The organism is Dietzia sp. DQ11-71, from assembly GCF_014144995.1.
Classification (GTDB): Bacteria; Actinomycetota; Actinomycetes; order Mycobacteriales; family Mycobacteriaceae; genus Dietzia; species Dietzia kunjamensis.
In genome coordinates, this window is sequence record NZ_JAALDT010000523.1 from 1 (window position 1) to 1719 (window position 1719).

The following is a 1719-nucleotide window of genomic DNA, read 5'->3' on the forward strand; positions in this document are numbered from 1 at the left end:
GGACCCGCCCAGCGACGGCGGCGCCACGGCGGGGGCGGGATGATCTCCCCGGAGGGGGATCGGCAGTGAGGTGGGTCCTGTCGACGGGACGGCGAGCCGCCCGCGCAGCCCTCGCCCGTTGCTGCTCATCGGCCCGTCTCCGGGGCGGACGCCGCGGCGGCCGCTTCCGCGGCCACCGGCAGTGCGTCGGAAATGTGCTGGAAGTCGTCGTCGGTGAGCGCGGTGGAGACGAACCAGGTCTCGAACGCGCTGGGCGGAGCGTAGATGCCGCGGTCGAGCAGCGTGTTGAAGAACGGCGCGTAGCGGAAGGTCTCGGCGGCCTTGGCCCCGGCGTAGTCGGTGACCTGGCCCTCGGAGAAGAACACGCTGAGCATGGTGCCCGCCCGCTGGATGGTGTGCGCGACACCCGCGGCCTGCAGAGCGTTGCTGATCAGCGCCTCGAGCCGGTCGGCGTTGGTCTGCAGCGTGTAGTAGCAGGAGTGGTCGGCCAGCCGCAGGGAGGTCAGGCCCGCCGCCACGGCGACGGGGTTCCCGGACAGGGTGCCGGCCTGGTAGACGGGGCCGGCGGGGGCGAGGGCGGCCATGACGTCGGCGCGACCACCGAACGCGGCGGCAGGAAGCCCTCCGGACATGACCTTGCCGAAGGTGGTCAGGTCGCCGGCGACACCGTCGATCCCCCACCAGCCGCGGTCCCCGGCGCGGAATCCGGTCATGACCTCGTCCATCACGAGCAGTGCCCCGTTGTCGGAGCACAGGGTGCGCAGTTCCTCGTTGAAGCCCGGCAGCGGCGGGACGGTGCCCATGTTGCCGGCGGCGGCCTCCGTGATCACGCAGGCGATCTCGTCGCCGTGGTTGGCGAAGACCAGCCTGACGGCGTCGATGTCGTTGTACGGCAGGACGATCGTGTCGTGGGCGGTCGCGCCGGTGACGCCGGGCGAGTCCGGCAGCGCGAACGTGGCCAGGCCCGATCCGGCGTCGGCGAGCAGTGCGTCGACGTGACCGTGGTAGCAGCCGGAGAACTTGACGATCTTGGAGCGGCCGGTGAATCCGCGGGCCAGGCGCACGGCGCTCATGGTGGCCTCGGTGCCGGAGTTGACCAGGCGCACCTCGTCGACGGAGGTGCGGGCGACGATCTCGCGGGCGAGGTCGACCTCACCCTCGGTCGGGGTGCCGAAGCTCAGTCCGCGGGTGGCGGCGTCGCGGACGGCGTCGACGATCTCGGGGTGGGCGTGCCCGTGGATCATGGGGCCCCACGAGCAGACGAGGTCGATGTAGGTGTTGCCGTCGACGTCCGTCATGCGGGAACCCCGCGCTTCACGCATGAAACGCGGGGTTCCGCCGACGGAGTTGAAGGCGCGGACCGGGGAGTTGACTCCACCGGGGATCAGCTCGCAGGCCTCGGCGAAGAGCTCGGCCGATCGGGTGGTGCCGGACATGCCGGACGGGGTCTTGAAGGCATCACTCGAAGAGGTCACCGGACCAGTGTCTCAAAGTCCGGCCGCGAGCACCCCCTCGCGGTCTCAGCCCTGCGGCGGAGCCGGCGGGGCGAGGGGGGCGAACAGCGACTTCGCGGCGGCGTCGACCTGTCCGGCGAACTCGTGTACCGCCTTCTCCGCGTCGGCGACTGCAGTCTCCGCCTGCTGCTGCAGTTCCTGCGGCGTGGGCAGCGGTACGGGTGCGGGCGCCGGCGCGGCGACGGACCCCGAGGCGGGCGCCGGC

At 72.0% G+C, this 1719-nt stretch carries 1 protein-coding gene and 1 pseudogene; both read right to left on the bottom strand.

The genetic code is table 11. From position 1 onward, the window contains the following. Positions 1-125: 125 nt before the first annotated feature. The gene (hemL, locus tag G6023_RS15580) at positions 126-1436 is read right to left on the bottom strand and encodes a glutamate-1-semialdehyde 2,1-aminomutase (RefSeq protein WP_182636389.1); all 1311 of its coding nucleotides are present in this window, start codon (positions 1434-1436) and stop codon (positions 126-128) included. An 84-nt stretch (positions 1437-1520) separates the two neighbouring features. After that, a pseudogene (locus tag G6023_RS15585) lies at positions 1521-1719 on the bottom strand (hypothetical protein); the annotation flags it as partial.